The following is an 18,092-nucleotide window of genomic DNA, read 5'->3' as shown; positions in this document are numbered from 1 at the left end:
ACCTTTTCGGACAGCCTCTTTTTTGGTATATAAATTTCTAATACTGAATACAAATATTAGTCGTTCATAGAAGTTTTCTTTTCAACAAGTGCTTTTTCACTCATCTCATTACGTTCTGTGAAACTGTCATAAAGAATTTTGTATGTTTCTACTTCAGGAGCTAAAGCCATTGCAGCTTTATAAGCCATTGCAGCTTCTGCATAATAACCCGTTTCTTCCAAGTATTGAGCTTTGATAAGGTGTCCTAGAGCAGTATCATCACCAATTTGATCTAACTGTTCACGAATTTCTTTCTTCGCATCGCTATTATTTTCCTTCTTGATAACTTGGTCACGAGACTTAATTGATTGATCTTTTTTATCTTCATCAGCAACTTCTACTCTGTAGAGAATAGCAGTTTGGTCTTTCAATTCAGGACGAGAAAAATCAATTACATAAGAAGTTTCTTTAGTTACTTCTGAATAAAGTTCATTGTTACGTAAATCAGTAATAACAACACGGTATTCTCTTACATCCTTAGGACTAACTTTAGCCAAATCTTCGTAAACAAACCATTCAATTTCTAGCTTATCACCTAGCAAGTTTACCTTACTTTCTTGAAGAATTGTAACTTTCATTAGAGCAGCACGCTCTACAGCACCTGTTTTTCCCATGTGCTTATAACGATTTTCACCACTTGCTTCTTCAGCAGAAGAAGTAAGTTCAGAAACTACATAGTTTGCATAACGAGAAGTAAGACTAGAATTATTACTTGCTTTCAAGTTACTTGCAAGTTCGTTTACTTTATATGTTCCTTTTGTGCGAAGCTCAACCGTTTGTCCATTGGTATGTAAAAGACCTAAATATCCACCTTCTTCCATAACGATAACGTCAGTATCATTCAGTTTAGAGCCTACACGGATTGCGTTTTTAGAAGCTGTATTGTTTCCTTTTGCCGTCAGAACACGAAAGGCATAATTTTGTGCCATTGTAGTTCCACCGATAAGTAACATAAGAGCTACTAGAAATAGTGATTTTGTTTTCATAGTTTTAAAATTTAATTGAGATAAGTATTTGATTAATGTATTTTTTGAATACTTTAAATTTAATATAGTTTTGAATAGCTTTGAAAGACATCGTTTATTCAAACTCGTTTTTCAGTATGTGCTTTGTTAAGTATAACTGTTTTTTTGATAGAAGGTTGTCTGATAACTATTAAATATGCTTCTACAAAAATTGAACATATATACCTGTTTTACGTGAAAACTTGATAAAAAGATGTAAAAATCTGTAATTTTTATTCTAATTTTCTGTTTTTATTACTGGATACAGATTTTAGTTATTTTTAGTTGTAGCACAGTCAAATTAATGTTTTTCTCTTTCTTATTTTTCACTTATTTTTTATTCATAGGCACGAGTAGATTTAGGATACATATTAGCCAATATAGCTAAAAATACTTCTAAGACATCTCCAGATAAAACTACTGCCAAAACTCCAACAGTTATTTCTAACATGAGATTATAAGTAGCCAATGTCCAGATAAAAATAAATACAAAGATAATAACTTCTACAAGCTGAACACCTTTTGTGATGACATCATACCAAGTTCCTAATTTTCTATGAAAATAGATATAGGTAAATAATACAACGTTAAAAAAACACATCAAAACAGAAATAATAATCGCTAAATAAGAAGGAATTACATCAATATAATTTTCGTGTAAAATCATCGAAAGCATATTTGCATGAATCATAATTCCATACATATCCGTTGCTGCCCTTCCGACAGGTCGTGCATTCAGTGGTGTGTAATATCTATCATCTACACCATCATCTTGTATGAAAGTAGAACCCATATAGCCCATAATGACAATTTTGTCTTTAAAGAAAGAAGGATCAAAATTTTCATCTAAAACATCCATTGGGTCAATGACCATAAACTTTTGCCAATTTCCACGATAATAAATCGTTTCTACTTCATTATTCCTTTCCAAAAGTTTTTCGGCTTTATCAGGATAAGAAAGTTGTATGAGTTTGGTTGCAAAACTATAAATTGTTGAATCTTTTACTTTTTCTTTTGGAGAAACAATACGAGCTGTTTCAAACTTTGTATCTTCATCTGTAACAACATTTACATAACCTGTTTGTATATACTTTTGAAATGGTTGGTGAGGAAGTCCTAAACTATCAAAACTTTTACTTTCTTCGTTTGGCTTTTCTAGTTTTGAAGCAAAAACAATAGGACATCTTTCCCTTGCAATTTTTAAAAAGGCTTCTAAAGTAGAATCTTGCTCAGGCTTTCTTGCTCCTGTCAAAAGAGCATCTAGTCCAATTATTTTCGGTTTATATCTTGAAATAACTTCTATTTGCGCTCCTAATCCTGCTCTAGGTAGATAACCAATATTTACAATAACTATATTTGTATCTATTTCTATCTTCTCATTATCTCTAATTTGAGAAAAATAAACATCAGAGATTTTGAAGTTATTAATCGTCTGTTCGAAAATATTGAGAAAATCAAAATTTACGGCTACTGTTTGAAGCAGAAGCATAAACGCAAAAATGGCGATTGTTCCTGTAATTGTAGCAAGATTGAATATTTTTCGTAAAAAACGCATTAGTAAATAGATAAGTTGTAAATAATAGAATGAATATCGATTTTTGATAGATACTGATAAAACAAAAACTCATTTCTATTCCTACAAAGATACAAATTATTTTAGATACGTTTGTACGTTGTGAAGTATTTTTTGATATAAGTAGAAATTAAATTTTTATTTTTAACTAAAATAACATTTTTTTGATAAGAATCTAAAATCAAGACTTGTATTTTTCTCATTTTTGTTTAGCTTTTCTATGAATTGCTTATATCAAACGACAAAACAAAAAGTTAATCCACATCTTATCAACGTTATTTAATTTCACTTTTTTTATTTTTATGGCAAAAAGCAGACGTTCACGTTTAACATCCCAAGAATATATTGATGGAATTTTGGCTCATAATCCTTTTATTTTGAGTAGAGCTATTACACTTATAGAAAGTCAGTTAGAAAGTGATAATGAACTTGCTACACAGATTATTGACAGACTTATGCCTTACACAGGAAATTCTATTCGTGTAGGAATTACTGGAGTTCCGGGGGTTGGAAAAAGCACATTTATTGAAACTTTTGGACTTTATTTGGCAGATTTAGCAACTGAACTAGAAAATAAAAATAAAAAAATTGCTGTTCTTGCCATTGACCCAAGTAGCCAGCGTTCGGGAGGAAGTATTTTGGGAGATAAAACAAGAATGGAAAAACTCTCTAATCATAAAAACGCTTATATTCGTCCTTCCCCAGCTCGTAGTTCTTTAGGTGGAGTAAGTCAAAAAACGAGAGAAACAATGCTTTTATGTGAGGCAGCAGGCTTTGATGTCATTTTAATAGAAACTGTTGGAGTTGGACAGTCTGAAACGATTGTAAAAGGAATGGTTGATTTTTTTCTTTTGCTTATGCTTGCAGGTGCAGGTGACGAGTTACAGGGAATAAAACGTGGAATTATGGAAATGGCTGATATGCTCGTCATTACAAAAGCTGATAAAGAAAATAAAAATGCAGCTACACGAGCCAAATCACAATATAAACACGCTTTGCATCTTTTCCCACCTAATGATGCCAAATGGACAGTTCCAGTAGAAATTTGTTCGGCTTTAGAAAATGAAGGAATAGAGAATATTTGGAAAAACATTGAAGACTTTGTAAAACAAACAACTTCAAATGGGTTCTTTAAAATAAATCGTAGTCAGCAGAACAAACAATGGCTACATCAAACTATTGAAGAGCGATTAAAAAGAGATTTTTATGCAAATGAATTAATAAAGAAACAAATAGAAGATTTAGAAAAACAAGTTGCTAATGGCTCTAGAAATGCTGTCGAAGTAGCAAGAGAGCTTTTGAACAATTATTACAAATAGAAAAATGGTTAATTGCAAATATCATTGATTTACAATTAACCATTCAAGTATAATTAATTTATACAATTATTAATTATACTTCAAAGATTTCATGTCAATGACAAAACGATAACGAACATCACTTTTTAGCATTCGTTCGTAGGCATCATTAATGTCTTGCATATTAATCATTTCAATTTCTGAAACAATATTATGCTCTCCACAAAAATCTAGCATTTCTTGTGTTTCTTTGATTCCACCGATTACAGAACCTGCAATAGAACGTCTTCCCATTATCATAGCTGGTGTTTGAATCATAGAATCTAACTCGCCTATAAAACCAACCAAAACTAAAGTTCCATTAATTGTAAGCGTCGAAATATAAGGATTCAAATCGTGTTCATAAGGAACTGTATCAATAATTAAATCAAACTTTCCTCTTACCGATTTCATTTGTTTTTCGTCTGTTGAGATAATAACAGTATCAGCACCTAATTCTTTAGCATCTTTTTCTTTACTAGGAGAGCGAGAAAAAAGTGTAACTTCTGCACCCAAGCCTTTAGCTAATTTGATTGCCATGTGTCCGAGTCCACCCAAACCAATAACAGCAACTTTGCTTCCTTCTTTTACATTCCAATGAACCAAAGGAGACCATGTAGTAACACCTGCACAAAGTAAAGGTGCAACAGCAGCTAAATCAAGATTTTCAGGAACTTTCAAAACAAAGTTTTCATCTACAACTACTTTTTCAGAATATCCTCCAAAAGTATGTCCTCCTAGATGCTTGTCTTTTCCGTTGTATGTTCCTGTAAAACCTTTCTGACAATATTGCTCTAAATCTTGCTTACAACTATCACATGTCTGACATGAATCAACCATACAACCTACAGCAGCATAATCGCCTACTTTAAGTTTGGTGACATCACTTCCAACTTTAGTCACTTTTCCTACAATCTCATGACCAGGTACAGCAGAATAAACTGTTCCACCCCAATCATTTCTAGCTGTGTGCAAATCAGAATGACAAACACCACAATACAAAATATCAATTTCAATATCTTTTGCAGTTACTTCTCTGCGTTCAATGGTCATTTGTTTTAAAGGCTTATCAGCAGCTTCTGTTCCAAATGCTTTTACGTTATTTGACATATAATTATAATAGTTTTATTTGTTTTTTGAATAGTACGATTACTGAACAATTTGATATGTTTAATGTTCTGATTTAAATAAAATAATACTACTATGAGAACTAAATTAGTTAGAATCAAGGCATTATTATCATATCAAAATTCAAAAAAATGACTTCTATTCCTAGTAAAAATAATCTTTCAACTTCTTATGCTCCACAAAAAACCATCTTGATTTGGGATGCAGAATGTGGTTTTTGCAAATACTGGATTACCAAATGGCAAATGATTGTCAATGAATCAACTATTGATTTACGTCCTTATCAAGAATCAGCCAAAGATTTTCCCGATTTAGATACAAAATTATTCAAAAAAGCTGTTCGGTTAATTACTCCAGATGGAAAAGTATATTCAGGTGCAGAAGCAGCTTTCAAAAGTTTAGAACTAGGAGGAGCAACCGATTTACCTATAAGTTGGTATCAAAAAAATCCTAATTTTAAAGAACTAACAGATTGGCTTTATATAAAAGTAGCTGATAATCGTCCTTTTCTATATGATATTTCCCATTTCTTTTTAGGAGAAAATCCTAGAAAAATTCGTCCTTCTCTTTGGATTTGGGCTGGTGTAGGTGCGCTTGTTGGAGGAAGTTTGGTTTTGAGATTGGGTAGAAAAAGATAGAAATTTAGCTTACTCTTCCTAACAAAATTCTCTACAAATAGTAGTCTAGGTTATCTTTGCATTCATCAAGATAAAGAACTATAAACGTTTTATTTATCAACTGCACGTAATTCATAAATTCATTTTCAAAATTATGTGGCAGTTATTTTTATTTTATTCATCGTTACTACAATTTTTCATGTTAAAAATTTCAACGCTTAGTTTGGTTTTGATGTCTTTTACGGCATTATTTTTTACTTCCTCTGTTTTTGCTCAACTTACCATGCCACAACCAAGTCCTTCTGCTATGGTAAAACAAACTGTTGGTCTTACAGATATTACTATTGATTATTCTTCTCCTGCTATGCGTCAGCGTGAAGTATGGGGTGGTCTTGTTCCTTACGGAGAAATATGGCGTACAGGTGCAAATAAGGCTACAAATATTACTTTTTCAGATGAAGTTTCTATTGATGGAACGAAAGTACCAGCAGGAACATATTCTCTTTTTACTATTCCAAATGAGAAAGAATGGACAGTTATCATCAATAAAAATTCTGAACAGTGGGGTGCAGGCGAATATGACGAGAAAGAAGATGTAGTTCGTTTTACAGTAACTCCTATGGTTTCTCCTATTATTAATGAACGTATGCTCTTTACAATTGAAGCTCTGGAAGATCGTCAGGGCAAAGTTTCTCTTTGGTGGTCAAATACTAGAATTTCTTTTGTTGTAGATGCAGATCCTGTTTCTAAAATGGTTTCAAATATTGAAAATACATTAAAGCAAGCTGATAATTTGTGGTACACTTATGCACAATCTGCTGAATATTATTTAGATAATAAACAAGATACAGAAAAAGCAATGGACTGGATTAATAAATCTATTTCTCTGAAAGACCATTTTTATAATAATTGGATAAAGGCTCGTTTGATGATGGCTGGAAACAAAACAGGAGGCGTTTCAAGTAACACACAAGGAGCAATTGGTTTAGTAAAAAAATCTATAGCAATGGGTGAAAAAGAAAATACAAATTTCTACAAACGCCTAAAGCCACAAATGGAACAATTTATCAAAACTTATTCTCAACAACTTCCTAAAAACAGCAAATCTACTAAGAATAAATAATTTTAGATTTTATTTTTAACAAAGAACACCTTTTTCAAAATAGAAAAAGGTGTTTTTTGTTTTTTCATCAATTGTAAATTATTGCTACCTTAAAACATCAACAAACTCAGAAGGAATTACAACTCCTTTAAAATGGTTTGTAAAACCATAAAATAGAAGAATAGAAAAAACAAAACCAATAATTAAAATTACTATTGCCTGCTTTTGAGGAGTAAAGCCTAATATATTAGACTTCATTTTCTTACCATGAATAGCTGAGATATGAGCAAAAAAAGCCATTATAGCCAATCCATAATAAGGAATAAAAAAAAGATTGATAGGAAATATATTAATTCCTGCCACTCCAAAATAAAAATTAGTGTCTAGTTCGAATACAAACCGTCCTATAAAAACAGCACTAACATGAATCAAAAGAAAAATTGCTAAATAGAGTCCAGACCAAAGTGAGAGAGTTTCAAAATTTAGATGGTATTTTTTTGTAAGTCTCCTAATCAATTTACTTCCTGATATAATTTGAATACAGACAGCAAATAATAAAAGTGTTTCTATAAAAACATTCCGATATATAATTCGCAATGAATTCATAACAGAAATATGAAATTCTGCTCCAAAAATACTGCAAAAATGGTTGAATAGATGAAGTCCTATAAAAAGAGACAGAATAATACCTGAACCGTAATGAATTTGACTGTTAGTTATCTTTTTCATAATTAGTTGTATTTGTAATAATAAATTAGAAATACAAATATCTAGAAGTAGAATAAGAAAACATTTGATTTATATCAAATTCGGTGTTCGCCAAAAATTAATTCGTATTTCTAGGATTCCGAATTCGACTAAGTGTTTCTAAAGTAATTCCTAAGTAGGAAGCAATGTGAGTTAGGGCAACTCTTTGTGTAATAGAGGGTAAGATTTTCAATAAATTTTCGTATTTCTGTTGTGCTGTTTCAAATTGAATACCTACAATTCTTTCTTGTAACTGCAACATGGTTTTGATAACAACATTTTTAGCTAGTGTTTCGAAACTATGATGATTTTGAGATAATTTTTCTGTATCAGATTTAGAAATTCGAAGTAAAATACTTGGCTCTAATGTTTCTATAAAATGAGGACTTGGAATAGATAAAAAGAAACTATTAATAGAGCATAAGAAATCATTTTCGAAGGCAAACCAATCTGTAATATCTTTACCATCTTTTAAATAAAAAGCTCTAGCACAGCCCTTTATAATAATATACATATTATTTTCTAATTCTCCTTCACTAATTAATAATTGCTGTTTTTCAAGCACTACTAGTTTCGCAACATCAGATATATCAATTTTACATTCCTTTGAAAGAACTGAATATTGTTTATCAATTGTTTGGAGAACTTCTTCTAAAATAATACTATTCATAAACACAAAAAAGAGAAAAATTATGCAGCTTTATCTTGATGCGATTTTCTAAAATTAATAAAATAAGTCTCTACCATACTAAAATCTTTTTCATCAATTTTAGATTCTCCATACCATGCTTTTTCATACCAAAGAGTTAGCTTTCTAAAACTTGTAGCTGATTCTTGTGATGCTTTATTAGACAATTCTGAAATATAAGCATGATTAGTTTTGTCTTTTTTCCAATTGATAAGTTCCTTTTCATATAAGACTTTTAAAAGCCATAAATAATGAATACGGATTGCCATACGGAAATTGCGTTGTAATAATGCTTTTTCTAAGGCTTGTTCTAAATAACCAAACTCTACTTTTTCTAGGTTTTCTTCTGTCAAAAATGCAGCTTGTTCTTCTTCTAACTTTGTTTTCTTATTCCCAAACAAAACTCCTTTTGTAAAAAACCAAACTAAAGCTAAAGCCAACAAAGCCACAACCAAACCAATAAGTACATACTTTAAGCCTGCCAAAAAACTCCAATCTAATTCAGGCCATTTAGAGGCAGGTTCTTTATATTCTTCCTTTTTCTCCTCTATTTCTTTGGCATATTTGATTCCATCTCTTAACTCATTCCATTTTTTGTTATCAAACTCTTTTACTTTTATTTCTGTTTCTTGCTGTGTAGTTTTATCTTGAGCATACGAAATAGAAGAATGCAAACCAACTGAAAAAATGATTGCAATCAGCAAATAAAAAATAGCTTTTTTAAAAGTAGTCTTCATAGAATTATTATAAAATTATACTGTCTTTTTATTCTTTCATCTATTTAAAACTTTACATATAATGTAAGTGTAGAGTTAAAACAGAGTTGGTAAATATACAAAAAAATAAAAAGTTAATGATTATTTTGACGTTCTTAATTCAATTATTTTCTATCTTAGAAAAAAAATAGCTTTTATATTCAATCTCTTTTTGTGATGCAACACGAACCTATCCGAACTTTATTTTCAAGAAATCATGATACTATTTTTCCCAAACTAGGTGTTTTTTTGGCTGGTGCAACGCCTTCTGAAGAAAATTTAAAAACAGGTTGGAGAAGAAAAGTAATCCAAAAACTTCTAGAAGACAAACGACTAAACCCAAGTATGATTGTCGTTTCACCTGAGCCCGAAACAGGAAAATGGGCAGATATTGATAATAAAAACCCTAAAACAGAACTAGAAGCTGTCAGAGACAAACAAATAACATGGGAACTTCAATATTTACAACTCTGTGATATTACAGCTTTTTGGTTACCTGCTTATTGGACAAAAGAAAAATCAGGAATTTTTGATGCCAATATTGCGCCTACAAGTCGTTTAGAATTTGGATATTTTTTGCAAGAATATGTCAAAAACCCTATCAAAAGAAAATTTATTGTAGGAAGTCCAGAAGATGCAGATAGTATAAAATGGGCAAAAAAAATAGCTGATATTCACGGAATAAAATGGCACTTTTTAAAAACAGAAGACAAAAGTAGGCTTGTTGCTGATTCTTTTGTTGAAGAAATTGCTACTGCGCTGATTGGTGGAAAGTGGGAGTATTAGATTTTAAAAGAAATTGTCAGTAGTCTTGAACTATTAAAGTTGAAAAATAACTTTTTAAATTTTATACATAACTTGAAAATACATGACAGGTATAAATTCTTTTCTAAAAGCACTTTTGATTGAATATAAAAAATAAATTAATGTTTTACTTCTATACGAATATCTTCAAAAATTTACTCTTAAATAGACTTTAAGTATTATTTTTTATTTGCTACTAGCTCTTCCTTTCCATTAAAAAATATAAATTGTTTGTGAACATTATCAAAAATTAGGGATTGATTAAGCGTTTGTCCTTTCAAGTGAAAATTTGTTTCTGAAAGAGATACAATCTCATATATATAATTGCCTTCGCTTCGTAAAAACAATTTACCTTCTTGATATATAACTTCATCTATTTGACCATTTTCATACTGATAGCTACCTTCATAACTTCTAAGAGTAGTTACAGGAATAATAGTATTAGCAACTAAATTGACGGAAACTGTTTTCTTAATTGTTTGTGATAATCGCTGAGCTGATATATTATTTCCATCATTAAAAACCAAACTTAGTTCTTTGATTTGTTTATCATTAGCAATCTGCTCAGAAGTTTTACCTGCATCATTAAGTTCTTTTATTCTATTAATCCATTTTATAGAATTACTTTTATAAACACTAAGTTCTTTTTTATTAGATGATAATTTACCGTGGGCAGCAACTATAGTGGTACTTTCATCTCCTAAAGATAATGCTTTATCAATAATATCTAAATGCCCCTTGCTTCCACCACCATAATAAAAATGTGGGAAAGAATTAGTCATATAAGTATCTCCCATAAATACTGTATTATTGTTCTTAAAGTAAATCAAAACGTCATCAAAAGTATGTGCTTTAATATGATACAGTTCTACTGTTTCACTTTCCATTTTTACTGTATAAGTATTCTTAAAAGTAACATCATGAATTGCTTTCGAATATTTACTATTTTCTTGGGAAATAATTGTTGCCCCCAGTTCCATAAAAAAAGAATTTGCTCCACTATGGTCTTGATGGCTATGCGTGTTCAATACATACTTGATGGGTTTGTCAGAAAGTTCTCTTATTGCTTTGAGTAAATCTTTTTGATTATTCATTCCTGTCATTGGATCTATCAAAAGTAATTCCTTTACACCAATAAATACACCTACATTAGTATTATAGCTAGGTGCTTTTAAAACATATAGATTATCTGTTATTTTTTTTTGACTAAAATCTGATTGTACTATTTTGTTACTTTTATTTTGTTTTGTTATTTCAGTTTGGACTTTTGCTTCTGAACAAGAAATATTTAGAATTGAAATAACAAATAAAAAAAGGATTTTAAAATAATTCATAAAGAGAATACTTTTATGTTTTAAATAATACAGCATTTCATAAATTTTATGCTGCATACTTGGTAAGTTTATTTTAGCTTCACTGAGAGGTTTTACTATTTTCAAAACGATTGAAACCCTGTCTTAGAAGGGTTTTAGTCAATTCTAAGTAACTGAATAACTAGTAAAATAAAAATTTTGAAAAGCTATGAATTTTTTTGAAAATGAAAAAATCGTGTTCTGTAAGTCACAGAACACGAGTAAAAGTTTTATTATACAATTTTATCAATACCCCAAAATATTCAAAACCTGTTCTGCTGTTTGTTCTTTATTGAATAATTCGGTGGTTACATTTCCTTGTGCATCTCTGTCAATGATTACGTGTTGAGCATTTGGAATCAAACAATGTTGAATTCCTCCATAACCTCCCAAACTTTCTTGGTATGCTCCTGTATGGAAAAAACCAATGTATTGCTCTGTTCCTCGTGTAAATTTTGGCAACATCAATTTCGAAACATGCGATTCTGAATCGTAATAATCCATACTATCACAGGTAATTCCACCCACATGAACCTGCTGATATTCTTTATCCCAGTTATTGATTGCCATTGTGATAAAACGGTAACCCATTCCCCAAGTATCGGGCAAATGTGTGATAAATGAACCATCAATCATATACCAAAGTTCACGATCGTTTTGTTGTTTTTGAGCCATTACAGAAAAAATCATTCCTCCACTTTCGCCTACCGTAAAACTTCCAAACTCAGAAAAAATAGTAGGAACAGGAACACCTTCTTGCTCACAAACTTCTTGAATATTTGCTACAATGGCTTCTGTCATATATTCGTAATCAAACTCAAAACCAAGTGAGTTTTTGATAGGCAAACCACCACCAATATCCAAAATATGAAGTTCTGGACAGATTTTTTTCAAATCACAATAGGCACGAACAAACTTATTAAATTCACTCCAAAAATAAACCGTATCACGAATACCAGAATTTACAAAAAAGTGTAATAAAGTAAGTTTGAATTTTGGATTGGTAGCTACATGTTTTTTATAAAACTCTACAACATCTTTATAACGAATGCCCAAACGAGAAGTATAAAACGAAAAATTAGGCTCTTCTTCTGTTGCAATGCGAAGTCCGATTTGCATTTGTTCTATATCCAACTCTTCATACGCTGTTATTTCCTTTCTATTATCTAAAACAGCAATACAGTTTTCAAAACCATCTTGCCACAGCGATTTTATTTCGTTGGTATACGTTTCTCTCTTAAAACCATTACAGACTACATATTTATCTTTATTAAAAAGTCCTTTTTGATGCAGTTTTTTAATGATAGCAATATCAAAAGTAGAAGAAGTTTCAAGATGTGCACCTGTTTTCAAAACTTCTTCCATTATAAAATTAAAATGCGAAGATTTTGTACAATAACAATACACATACTCAGCATCGTAATTCAATTTTTTCATCGCTTCACCAAAATGACTTCTCGCCCTTCGTATATTTTCACTAATTTTTGGCAAATAAGTAAGGCGCAAAGGCGTTCCATATTTTTCAATAATTGGCATAAGTTCTACACCATAAAAATTAAGTTCATCATTCGAAACCGTAAAATCTGGCGTATCAAAATAAAAAGTTTGTTTGATAAGGTCAATATAACGTTGTTGAGAAGTGCGTTTTACCATCAGAGTTTTTTGAGGGAGTAAATTAAATAAAAAAGATATGTAAATTTTTACATATAAAAAATGATTAAAAATAGAAGTTGTGTGTAGATAATCTAAAATTCTGTTACAAATTTACATTTATTTATATGAACAGAACTTTAAATAGGCTGTAAAGTTATTGCAAAATTATTTAACTTGTAGAAAAAGACACAAAAATATATCTTCAAATCCTATTTCAGCACTATTTTACCAATTTATTTTATTCTGTTATGAGTACAAAAACAGTTTCTCAGCTAGGAAAAGAACTTTCAGGCGTAGTTGAACACTACTACAATTCGCTTCAAAACTATAAAAAAGAAGATTTTGAAAAAACTTTTGATGATGGAAGTTGGTCAATGGGACAGCTTTACAATCACCTCTATTCAGCATCTCGTCATTGGATAAATGGCAAAATTACGAATTGTATAAACCAAGAAAAAGGAGTAGAACAGGCTGAACTAACCTCTGAAGGAAGTTTTATTTTGGGTAGAGGTTATATTTCTCATAGTAAAAAAGTAAAAATGCCTGAGGGAATGCCACAACCAGAATTTCAACCCAAAGCATTTTTTGAAAAAGAACTAGAAAATTATTCAACTTATTTGACAGAGCTAACTGAGAGAATGGAAAGTCAAATACAGCCTAACTTTGGCACAAAACATCCTATTTTTGGAATGCTGACAGCAAAAGATTGGCTTAATTTTGATTTAATTCATTGGAAACATCATATTAGACAACAAAAAGAAATTGAATCAAAGTTTTGATTGAAGTTTTTTTAAAAAATCAATTGTAAAAAAAAGATACTTAATTTAGAAATTCTTCTTCATTAAGTATCCTGTTTTTTATTTATATCAATGCTATCAAAAATCCTACAAAGATAGCTACCCAAAGCACATCCATAAAATGCCAATAAATAGTAAGGAGTTGTAGCTTTATTTTTTCATAAGGATTAGTAACTGTAATCAAAATCTGAACACCATCATCAGCTTTATTTATATATTGATTGAGAAGAATTGCTAAATAAACAAGTCCTCCCATAAGGTGAATCATGTGAAAAGCAGAAATTATATAAAGATATGCACCTGCTGTTTTGCCTTCTAAATAAATCTTGTTTTGGTGTAGCTCGTAACCTCCAATAATTTGTAATGATAAAAAAACGATTCCTAAGCCAAAGACAGCCAAAAGATTGTTTCTTAATTTCTTAAAATCATCTTTATAAAACTGCTGACGTGCTTTTTCTAAGAAAAAACTACTGCTGACAATAGCTATTGTACTGATAAAAAAAGCGTAGGGAAACTCAATAGGATGAGTAACAGCTTTTATTAAAGATTCATTAAAAAATAATAACATCAAGAGTGTAAAAGCCATAAATATTCCCATGACACCCAAATACATCATCATGACATAAGGATGCTGTTGTTCCATTTTTTCAAGAGTAGTTTTTTTCTCTCTAATATTGGTTTGTTCTTGTTTTTGCATAAAATTCTGTCTGTGTTTTATTACAAAAAATAGATAGCAATAGACATATCAAAATTATTTCTAAAATTAAAAATATATTCTTATTATTCTCTTATCCTTTTTTTTGTGTTTTATTATATGGGAATGAATAAGTAATTAATAAACTGTTGAACCTTTTGGTTAGATTGTATTTATTACGAAGATACAATTTTTATATAAAAAAAGCGAAGTAAACAACCTGATTTTTAGGGAGTTTAAGAATATAAACAAAAATAAGCTAGTACCTTTTTACTATTTTACTTTATTTTACTAAATTTTTCAATTGATTTATGCTCTTTCACGCTCTTAGCTTCTTAAACACAGATACATACATTTAGTTTTGGTTGCTTATCAAAAAATAAAAATTTATTCGAATCTGATTCCCATTACTAAAACATCATCAATTTGATGTATTTTTCCTTTCCAACGATCAAAGACTTGAGAAATACGATTTTCTTGTTCTTTTATTGGTAAATGCGAAATTTCTAATAAAAGCTCTCTAAATTTTTTTGTCATAAATTTCCTACCCTCTTTTCCCCCAAACTGGTCTTGATAACCGTCAGAAGCTAGATAAATAGTAGTAGGAACATGTAGATTTATTGTATGAGGAGTATAAATTCTTTCTTTTGCCATTGTTCCTCCTACAGGAATTTTATCTGCTTTTATTTGCAAAAGTTCTTCATTCTGAACATAATAAAGTGGATTCATTGCACCTGCATATTGAATGTGATTTTTTGCTTTATCCCAAACTACAATACAAACATCCATTCCATCCCTGTTATCAGACTGATTTTGTTTCAAAGCAGAAAAAATATAGTTGTGTAAATGAGTAAGAATTAAATCAGGCTCAGTAAGATTTTGTTGAAAAACAGCATCTGTAAGTCCACTACTTCCGAGCATAGACATAAATGCCCCTGGTACGCCATGACCTGTACAATCTGCCACAGCAATAATTACTTTGTCTTCACTTTTTTCTATCCAGTAAAAATCACCACTAACAATATCACGAGGTTTGTAGAAAATAAAATGATTAGGTATTTCTTGTTTAATACGTTTTTCTATTGGCAAAAGTGCCGTTTGGATACGCTTTGCATAATTTATACTAGATACAATATTTTTATTTTGCTCTTCAATTTTCTGATTTTTAATGTCTAACTGATCTCTCTGCTGAATAATTTCTTCATTTTGGGTGGAAAGTTCTGTATTTTTTTGAGAAAGTTCATCTGTTCTTTCTGCAACTATATTTTCTAATTGTTCATTTTGTTTGCGTAAGCGATGTGTATAAAAACGAGTTGAGCCAAAAATAATTCCTACTCCAAATAAAAGGTAGAAAACATAAGCTGTTGTGGTACGATGCCAAGGTGGAAAAACTTTGAATTGGTAAGAAACTTTTTCACTTTCTTCTCCCAAATAATTTTTAGATTTTGCATAAAAAATATATTCACCTTCTCTTAGGTTGTTGTATTCTTTTATGTTTAGAGTTGTCCAATCTGACCATTTTTCGTCTAAGCCTTCTAAAAAATAACTGTATTGTGTTCTTTTTTCTTCTATAAAAAATAATCCTGCTACTTTAAAAAGAATAGAATTATTGGCATTGTCAATTTTTAGAATATCTTTTTCACTCTGTATTTCGCTAATTTCATATAAAATGGAATCATTATCTAATTTTTTAGAAGTGAAAAAATTTCCGTCAAAAATAAGCGAATCATTTCCTATCTTTACCTGACGAATCAGTGTATTGAATATTGCTTTTTGATTTGACTCTTTCAATTTACTTAAATCAATGTTTAAAATACCACTAGAAGTTCCTATCCAAATTATGTTTTTGTTGTTCTCATCTTGATAAAGAGAACGAACAAAATATTTTCCTACTATTTGTTCTAGTTTACTATTTCTTATATAACTTTCTCCTTGTTTAGTATAGATATTCACAAAAAAGTTTTGAGGATCATATACCCAAAGCATATTTTCACCAACTTGTTCTATTTCAACAGGTCGATTTAAGTAAGGTCTCAAAAATTGAGTTATTTGTTTGTCATATTCTAATTTATCTTCTTTTGTTATTTGAAAAATGCTGTCATTTCCTTGTTTTTGAACATATACGTTACCATCAATAATGGTATAACCTCCTGAATCTAAATCGTAAAATGTAATTTTAGAATTCTCTATATTTATTTTTGCTACTCTATGTCTGTTTTGTGCTTCAACTCCCCAAAACTCGTTTTTTTCTAAAGAACGAATATGAATGTTTGTATTTTTTAAAAAATCATTTTTTTTTGTTTCTTTGAGAATAGCATTAGGCTGATAATCTATATAATTTATTCCCTCTCTTCCTAATTGTGAAAAATAAATTCTGTTAGGGTTATGTTTATAATTAGTCATTTCGCTAATACGCAATCCACCTTGAGGAATTTTTAAAATAGATACCACCTCCCATTCCGAATTATTTTTTTTCTTAATTTCATAGATTCCATCAAAAGACGATAAGAATAAATGTTCTTTTCCATCAGCTAAAAGAAGTGTTTTGAGTAACCTATTTTCTATGGATGTTCCTTCTATCGTCTTCCAATTTCCATTTTTTTGAAGATAAACAAGTTTTGCAACTGTTCCTGCAAAAATGGTATTTTCAAATCGTCTAATGTCATATATCGAACTTCCACTGATACCTTTATTTTCTGCCCAATAATTAACAGGAGAAGCGACATCTATTTTTGCAATACCATTATAAAATCCTGTCCAAAGTTGATTTTGGTTATCTTGGGCAAAAGACATTACAATATTATCTATCAATCCTTCTTTTGTAGAGATAATTTGTATTATATTTCCTTTATTATCTGTATGAATCACACCATTTTGAATACTTCCAAAAATCCAATCTCCATTCACAATTTGTGTGGCTGTAAGAAGCTGAGCATTTCTAAAAACAGTTTGGCTTTTTTGGTCACCAAAAGGAGTAATCTGAGCTGTTTCTAAATTATAAATTGTCACATCATTGCCTATGCCAAAAATAAGTAACTCATTTTCTGAAAAATCTTTAATTTTATAAATATCCTTTCCCTCAAAAAAAGAGGTGTTCTTTAAAGAATCATAAGAAAAATCATTTGTATTGTTGGAGACTTGCTTATGAAATAATTGTTTGCCATTAAAAAATAAAAAACCTTTATTTGTAAAAAAAGTGTCTTTTATATCATCTCTATTTATACGAATATGTTCTTTTACAACTCCTTTATCAAATTTGAATATAATATGTTTTCCTATTTGCTTTGATGTACCATCAAATGTATAATAAATTTGATTATCAATTTTTCCTACACTACTTGTTCTAACTCTATTCCAAACTGAATCAGCTAAATTTTCAGGATGCAACGGAATAAATTCCCATTTTCCTGTTGGATATTGAGGTCTCAAGTAGCCCGCACAACGCACCAAGCCATCAGCAATATGAATATTTCCGTTTTCACCTTCAACCATGCTATATACATAATTACAGGGTGTAAATATTTTCTTCCAACTATTTCCATCATACTCCAAGATATCTCTACTATTTGATGCTGCATAAATAAAACCTCTACTACTTTTCATCATAGAGCGTATTTCAGGAGCTGCATTATATTCTGTAGGAGCAAAATTTTGCAGTGGTGGAGAACCTATTTCAGTATTTTGAGCTATTGAGTCAAAAAATAAAAATATGACAAAGAAAGTAAAGAATAAAACAGATAAAGACTTTTTTGAGGGGTAATATTCTTTCATAATTTCAACGAACAGTAAGTAACAAATGAAT

At 30.2% G+C, this 18,092-nt stretch carries 15 protein-coding genes; 5 read left to right on the top strand and 10 right to left on the bottom strand.

Annotated elements, in window-relative coordinates:
* Positions 1 to 56: 56 nt before the first annotated feature.
* Entirely contained in the window at positions 57 to 1,025 is a 969-nt protein-coding gene (locus V9L05_RS23040) for a hypothetical protein (RefSeq protein ID WP_338815477.1), read from the bottom strand.
* Positions 1,026 to 1,380: 355 nt separating this feature from the next.
* Positions 1,381 to 2,598, bottom strand: coding sequence for a CHASE2 domain-containing protein (locus V9L05_RS23035; RefSeq protein ID WP_338815476.1), 1,218 nt, complete (start codon positions 2,596 to 2,598; stop codon positions 1,381 to 1,383).
* A 320-nt stretch (positions 2,599 to 2,918) separates the two neighbouring features.
* On the opposite strand from V9L05_RS23035, the gene meaB reads away from it, so the two are divergent.
* Positions 2,919 to 3,935, top strand: coding sequence for a methylmalonyl Co-A mutase-associated GTPase MeaB (meaB, locus tag V9L05_RS23030; RefSeq protein ID WP_338815475.1), 1,017 nt, complete (start codon positions 2,919 to 2,921; stop codon positions 3,933 to 3,935).
* A gap of 69 nt (positions 3,936 to 4,004) precedes the next feature.
* On the opposite strand, the gene V9L05_RS23025 is transcribed toward meaB, so the two are convergent.
* Entirely contained in the window at positions 4,005 to 5,063 is a 1,059-nt protein-coding gene (locus V9L05_RS23025) for an NAD(P)-dependent alcohol dehydrogenase (protein WP_338815474.1), read from the bottom strand.
* Positions 5,064 to 5,212: 149 nt separating this feature from the next.
* Here V9L05_RS23025 and V9L05_RS23020 point away from each other — a divergent pair, with 149 nt between their 5' ends.
* Both V9L05_RS23020 and V9L05_RS23015 read left to right on the top strand, forming a co-directional pair.
* Complete coding sequence (locus V9L05_RS23020) at positions 5,213 to 5,719, top strand: DCC1-like thiol-disulfide oxidoreductase family protein (protein WP_338815473.1); 507 nt, start codon at positions 5,213 to 5,215, stop codon at positions 5,717 to 5,719.
* Positions 5,720 to 5,897: 178 nt separating this feature from the next.
* Positions 5,898 to 6,821 (top strand): DUF2911 domain-containing protein, encoded by a 924-nt coding sequence (locus tag V9L05_RS23015; RefSeq protein WP_338815472.1) that lies wholly within the window; start codon positions 5,898 to 5,900, stop codon positions 6,819 to 6,821.
* Between the two features lie 84 nt (positions 6,822 to 6,905).
* Here V9L05_RS23015 and V9L05_RS23010 read toward each other — a convergent pair whose 3' ends face one another.
* From V9L05_RS23010 to V9L05_RS23000, 3 genes are all read right to left on the bottom strand, one after another.
* Positions 6,906 to 7,529 carry a hypothetical protein gene (locus V9L05_RS23010; RefSeq protein ID WP_338815471.1) on the bottom strand — a complete coding sequence of 208 codons (624 nt, stop codon included), beginning with the start codon at positions 7,527 to 7,529 and terminating at the stop codon, positions 6,906 to 6,908.
* A gap of 97 nt (positions 7,530 to 7,626) precedes the next feature.
* Complete coding sequence (locus V9L05_RS23005) at positions 7,627 to 8,217, bottom strand: Crp/Fnr family transcriptional regulator (protein WP_338815470.1); 591 nt, start codon at positions 8,215 to 8,217, stop codon at positions 7,627 to 7,629.
* Between the two features lie 20 nt (positions 8,218 to 8,237).
* Entirely contained in the window at positions 8,238 to 8,972 is a 735-nt protein-coding gene (locus tag V9L05_RS23000; protein ID WP_338815469.1) for a DUF4129 domain-containing protein, read from the bottom strand.
* Between the two features lie 195 nt (positions 8,973 to 9,167).
* On the opposite strand from V9L05_RS23000, the gene V9L05_RS22995 reads away from it, so the two are divergent.
* On the top strand, positions 9,168 to 9,776 hold the full coding sequence (locus V9L05_RS22995; protein ID WP_338791013.1) for a nucleoside 2-deoxyribosyltransferase domain-containing protein: 609 nt from the start codon (positions 9,168 to 9,170) through the stop codon (positions 9,774 to 9,776).
* A gap of 197 nt (positions 9,777 to 9,973) precedes the next feature.
* On the opposite strand, the gene V9L05_RS22990 is transcribed toward V9L05_RS22995, so the two are convergent.
* Together V9L05_RS22990 and V9L05_RS22985 are read right to left on the bottom strand one after the other, a co-directional pair.
* Positions 9,974 to 11,128: an MBL fold metallo-hydrolase gene (locus V9L05_RS22990; protein WP_338815468.1), complete on the bottom strand. Its 1,155-nt coding sequence runs from the start codon at positions 11,126 to 11,128 to the stop codon at positions 9,974 to 9,976.
* 264 nt (positions 11,129 to 11,392) lie between these two features.
* On the bottom strand, positions 11,393 to 12,799 hold the full coding sequence (locus V9L05_RS22985; RefSeq protein ID WP_338791011.1) for an arginine decarboxylase: 1,407 nt from the start codon (positions 12,797 to 12,799) through the stop codon (positions 11,393 to 11,395).
* A 248-nt stretch (positions 12,800 to 13,047) separates the two neighbouring features.
* Between V9L05_RS22985 and V9L05_RS22980 the strand changes: the two genes are divergently transcribed.
* Complete coding sequence (locus tag V9L05_RS22980) at positions 13,048 to 13,578, top strand: DUF1569 domain-containing protein (RefSeq protein WP_338815467.1); 531 nt, start codon at positions 13,048 to 13,050, stop codon at positions 13,576 to 13,578.
* A gap of 82 nt (positions 13,579 to 13,660) precedes the next feature.
* Here V9L05_RS22980 and V9L05_RS22975 read toward each other — a convergent pair whose 3' ends face one another.
* Both V9L05_RS22975 and V9L05_RS22970 read right to left on the bottom strand, forming a co-directional pair.
* Positions 13,661 to 14,293 carry a cytochrome C oxidase subunit III gene (locus V9L05_RS22975; protein ID WP_338815466.1) on the bottom strand — a complete coding sequence of 211 codons (633 nt, stop codon included), beginning with the start codon at positions 14,291 to 14,293 and terminating at the stop codon, positions 13,661 to 13,663.
* Positions 14,294 to 14,677: 384 nt separating this feature from the next.
* Entirely contained in the window at positions 14,678 to 18,061 is a 3,384-nt protein-coding gene (locus tag V9L05_RS22970; protein WP_338815465.1) for a SpoIIE family protein phosphatase, read from the bottom strand.
* Positions 18,062 to 18,092: the final 31 nt, after the last annotated feature.

Origin of the sequence: Bernardetia sp. Wsw4-3y2 (assembly GCF_037126295.1) — a bacterium.
Classification (GTDB): Bacteria; Bacteroidota; Bacteroidia; order Cytophagales; family Bernardetiaceae; genus Bernardetia.
This window is presented reverse-complemented; position numbering and strand designations above follow the sequence as displayed.

Bases quoted from the DNA above. Each gene is read 5' to 3' on its own strand.
- V9L05_RS22995 (WP_338791013.1), top strand. From the start codon at position 9,168: ATGCAACACGAACCTATCCGAACTTTATTTTCAAGAAATCATGATACT.
- meaB (WP_338815475.1), top strand. From the start codon at position 2,919: ATGGCAAAAAGCAGACGTTCACGTTTAACATCCCAAGAATATATTGAT.
- V9L05_RS22970 (WP_338815465.1), bottom strand. From the start codon at position 18,061: ATGAAAGAATATTACCCCTCAAAAAAGTCTTTATCTGTTTTATTCTTT.
- V9L05_RS22980 (WP_338815467.1), top strand. From the start codon at position 13,048: ATGAGTACAAAAACAGTTTCTCAGCTAGGAAAAGAACTTTCAGGCGTA.
- V9L05_RS23005 (WP_338815470.1), bottom strand. From the start codon at position 8,217: ATGAATAGTATTATTTTAGAAGAAGTTCTCCAAACAATTGATAAACAA.
- V9L05_RS22985 (WP_338791011.1), bottom strand. From the start codon at position 12,799: ATGGTAAAACGCACTTCTCAACAACGTTATATTGACCTTATCAAACAA.
- V9L05_RS23015 (WP_338815472.1), top strand. From the start codon at position 5,898: ATGTTAAAAATTTCAACGCTTAGTTTGGTTTTGATGTCTTTTACGGCA.
- V9L05_RS23000 (WP_338815469.1), bottom strand. From the start codon at position 8,972: ATGAAGACTACTTTTAAAAAAGCTATTTTTTATTTGCTGATTGCAATC.
- V9L05_RS23040 (WP_338815477.1), bottom strand. From the start codon at position 1,025: ATGAAAACAAAATCACTATTTCTAGTAGCTCTTATGTTACTTATCGGT.
- V9L05_RS22990 (WP_338815468.1), bottom strand. From the start codon at position 11,128: ATGAATTATTTTAAAATCCTTTTTTTATTTGTTATTTCAATTCTAAAT.
- V9L05_RS23010 (WP_338815471.1), bottom strand. From the start codon at position 7,529: ATGAAAAAGATAACTAACAGTCAAATTCATTACGGTTCAGGTATTATT.
- V9L05_RS22975 (WP_338815466.1), bottom strand. From the start codon at position 14,293: ATGCAAAAACAAGAACAAACCAATATTAGAGAGAAAAAAACTACTCTT.
- V9L05_RS23020 (WP_338815473.1), top strand. From the start codon at position 5,213: ATGACTTCTATTCCTAGTAAAAATAATCTTTCAACTTCTTATGCTCCA.
- V9L05_RS23035 (WP_338815476.1), bottom strand. From the start codon at position 2,598: ATGCGTTTTTTACGAAAAATATTCAATCTTGCTACAATTACAGGAACA.
- V9L05_RS23025 (WP_338815474.1), bottom strand. From the start codon at position 5,063: ATGTCAAATAACGTAAAAGCATTTGGAACAGAAGCTGCTGATAAGCCT.